The organism is uncultured Aquincola sp. (assembly GCF_964001545.1).
In the GTDB taxonomy this organism is placed as follows: Bacteria; Pseudomonadota; Gammaproteobacteria; order Burkholderiales; family Burkholderiaceae_C; genus Aquincola.
This window is the reverse complement of sequence record NZ_CAXFDV010000785.1, coordinates 1-3,640: the sequence shown is the minus strand read 5'-3', so window position 1 is coordinate 3,640 and position 3,640 is coordinate 1. Positions and strand designations below refer to the sequence as shown.

At 71.6% G+C, this 3,640-nt stretch carries 3 protein-coding genes; 2 read left to right on the top strand and 1 reads right to left on the bottom strand.

Annotated features, from left to right (window positions below; translation table 11 throughout):
- The coding region (locus ABNT58_RS27305) for a BMP family ABC transporter substrate-binding protein (protein ID WP_348756519.1) at positions 1-866 on the bottom strand (866 nt) is incomplete at its 3' end.
- Between the two features lie 92 nt (positions 867-958).
- Here ABNT58_RS27305 and ABNT58_RS27300 point away from each other — a divergent pair.
- Together ABNT58_RS27300 and ABNT58_RS27295 are read left to right on the top strand one after the other, a co-directional pair.
- Entirely contained in the window at positions 959-1,327 is a 369-nt protein-coding gene (locus ABNT58_RS27300; protein ID WP_348756518.1) for a hypothetical protein, read from the top strand.
- Positions 1,328-1,455: 128 nt separating this feature from the next.
- Positions 1,456-3,459, top strand: a complete 2,004-nt coding sequence (locus ABNT58_RS27295; RefSeq protein WP_348756517.1) for a phosphatase PAP2 family protein — start codon at positions 1,456-1,458, stop codon at positions 3,457-3,459.
- The last annotated feature ends 181 nt before the right edge of the window (positions 3,460-3,640 follow it).

The following is a 3,640-nucleotide window of genomic DNA, read 5'->3' as shown; positions in this document are numbered from 1 at the left end:
GTGCCCGCCAGCACCGCCTTGGCCTGCTGCACGTAGTAGGCGCTCCAGTCGGCCGTCACCGCCGCCAGCTGGGCCTTGGGCGCAAAGGCTCGCATGTCGCTCTGGTAGGCCAGCAGGCGCACGCCCTTTTCTTCGGCCAGCTGCGGCACCGCCGGTGAGCCACTGTGATTGGTGAGCACGTCGGCGCCGGCATTGACCAGCGACAACGCCGCCTCGCGCTCGCGCGGCGGGTCGAACCAGGTGTTCAGCCACACCACCCGCACCGTGGCCTGGGGGTTGGCCGCCCGCATGCCCAGCGTGAAGGCGTTGATGCCCTGCACCACTTCCGGCACCGGAAAGCCGGCCACGAAGCCGGCCACGCCGGTCTTGCTGCTGCGCCCGGCCAGGTAGCCGGCCAGCCAGCGGCCTTCATAGAACCGCGCGTTGTAGGTGGCCAGATTGGCCGCGCGCTTGTAGCCGCCGGCATGCTCGAAGCGCACCTCGGGCGCGTCGCCCGCCACCCGCAGCGCCGGGTCCAGGTAGCCGAAGCTGGTGGCAAAGATCAGGCGGTGGCCCTGGGCCACCAGGTCGCGCATCACCCGTTCGGAGTCGGGGCCTTCGGCCACCGACTCGACGACGGTGGTCTGCACCTGCGGGCCGAGGGCCTTGACCATCGCCTGGCGGGCCTGCTCATGCTGGTAGGTCCAGCCGGCGCTGCCGATGGGCGTGACGTAGACGAAGCCGATCTTCAGCGGGGCGGTAGCGGGCTGGGCGGTGGCGCCGGTGGCGGCCAGCAGGCCGCAGGCGGCTGCGGCGATGAGCAGGGAGGAAGCGCGCCGGGCACGCTGCGCTGGACGCAGGAACGCCCGAGCGAGGTTTTTGAACATGGTTGTCCTCGACATGGCCACACAATGAAGAAAGCCAGCGGGGCGGTGGCACGCCCTGCTGGCCGAAGCCCGGCATTTTAAGGAACACCGCCATGCTCACTGCCATCTGGATCATCGCCGCCGTGCTGCTGGGCCTGTGGTCGCTCACCGCCTGGGGCCTGCATGCGCTGCTGGTGCACGGTGCCGGCTGGGCGCAGGACGCCCGGCCGCTGATCGAGCAGGTGCCCTTTCCCGACGTGATCGAGCAGTGGATACCCGGCTGGCAGCGCCTGCTGGGCCTGGCGCTGGACATGGCGCAGGCGGCCATTCAATGGATCGGCGATTCGGCCGGCCTGGTGGCCTGGCTCACCTGGGGCGCGGGCGCTTTGCTGATCGCTGGCACCGCCGGGCTGATGAGCCTGATCGTCGTGCTGCTGCGGCCCAAGCCCGGACCGGCCGGTGCCACGCCTGCGGGCGTCTGAGGCAGCCGCTGCGGGCGACACGCGCACGGCCGACAGCCTGCGGACAGCGGCTGTCGCGGCACTGTCATGGGCGCTCCACAGAATCGCGCGCTTTTGTCACTGCGTGGCCCTGGGCCCGCGCCTGCCCCATGAGCCGATCCTTCGTCACCGCCCGCCCCTCTTCCCTTCCCTCGCGCAAGGCCTTGTTCGCCGCCCTGCTGGCCGCCGGCTGCCTGAGCGCCTGCGGCGACGGCGGTGACGACGCGCCCGACGTGGCGCAGCTGCCGGCCGAGCCCGCCGGCCTGGGCAGCACCGACAGCGCACCGGTGCTGAGCAGCGTGCTGGCCTATGCCGACACCGGCGCCACCAACGCGCGCGACAACCCCTGCAACGTCACGCTGGCCACCAATGCCGGCGTGCGCGCGCTGCAAGGCATGCTGAGCCTGTGGATTCCCAGCACGCTGAAGGTGGATGCCGGCGTGACCCTGGCCGCCGCCAACGGCTGCGATGCGGTGACGCCCGCCGCCTGGACCGGCATCCCCGGTGACGCCACCGACGGCACCGTGATCCAGAGCGGCGTGCACCAGGCCAACATCGACTACGTCAAGCGCGCCACCCAGTCGCGCACCAGCGCACAGGCGCTGGCCGCCTACCTGGACGACCGCCGCCAGAAGGGCTACAGCGTGTCCGACGGCATGGGCCCGCTCACCTCCACCTGGCGCGCCGGCACGCGGCAGACCACCACCATCGCCAGCGTGGACGCCACCAAGCCGGTGACCCCGGCCGTCAACGACGGTGGCAACAACCTGGGCGTGGGCGGCGCGGCCAATGCCGACCTGGGCCTGGCGGTGGACTTCATCGGCAACCTGGCAGCCGGCTCCACCGAGCCGCCCAAGCGCTTCTACAAGTACGCCCGCCCCTGGCGCTGGAGCAGCGACGTGGTGGTGGTGCCGGCGCTGGAATCGGCCAAGAGCAGCACGCCGGCCACCGACGGCGGCTTTCCCAGCGGCCACACCGCCGAGGCCTGGCGCGACACGCTGGCCATGGCCTACCTGGTGCCGCAGCGCTACCAGGAGCTGATCACCCGCGCGATGGAGATGAGCGAGAACCGCATCCTGGCCGGCATGCACTCGCCGCTGGACGTGATGGGCGGTCGCATCCATGCCACCGCGGTGGTGGCCTACAACCTGGGCGGCGTGGGCTACTACACCGCCGCCAACAAGCAGGCGGCCTTTGCGCAGGCGCAGAACTACCTGATGGGCAAGACCGGCGCGGCCGACTTCCTGGCCCTCAACCGCCTGGCCCACGCGCCCACCACCACCGACACCGCCAGCGCCGACTACGACCGCTTTGCCAGCTACAGCGCCAACAAGGCCGCCTACACCCAGCGCCTGACCTACGGCCTGCCGAAGGTGAACGCCAGCGGCGTGGAAGCCGCGGTGCCCAAGGGCGCCGAGGTGCTGCTGGAAACCCGCCTGCCCTACCTGAGCGCCGCGCAGCGCCGGGTGGTGCTGAAGACCACGGCCATCGACTCGGCCTATCCGCTGGCCAACGATGCCGAGGGCTGGGGCCGCATCAACCTGTTCGCCGCGGCCGATGGTTATGGCGCCTTCAACGGCGACGTGAGCGTGACGATGGACGCCAGCCTGGGCGGCTTCCACGCGCTGGACAGCTGGCGCAACGACATCGGCGGCGCGGGCAAGCTGACCAAGCTGGGCACCGGCACGCTGCGCCTAGCCGGCGCCAACAGCTACACCGGCGGCACGCTGATCAGTGCCGGCATGCTGGCCGCCGATGCCGCCACCGCGCTGGGCCGCGGCGACGTGTACCTGAAGGACGGCACGCTGGAAGTGGCCGCCGCCGCCCCGCTGGCGGTGATCGGCGCCTACAGCCAGGCCGCCGGCACGCTGAAGCTGGTGGTGGGCGCCGCGGGCGCAGGCACGCTGAAGGCCACGGGCGCCGCCAACATCGCGGCCGGCAACCTGACCATCGGTTTTGCCAGCGGCTACACGCCCAAGGTGGGCGACACACTGACGGTGCTGCAAGCCGCCAGCCGCGCGGGCCGCTTCGGCACGGTGACGGTGGCGGGCTTCAGCCGCGTGTCGGTGAACTACACCGCGACGGGAGTGGAGGTGCGGCTGGACGGGGTTTGATGGTTTGGGCGGTTGGGCGGGTGCAGCGGGCGCTGCGCTTGTTCGACCGCCGTGCGGTGGTGCGTGGGCCGTCTGTTCTGTTTTTGTTCGGCCGCCGTGCGGTGGGTGGGGGGCGGCGGGGCTCATGCTGGGGCGGTCGGCTTCGCCGACTCCGCTGCGGTGCTCGCGTCGAGGTCGCGCG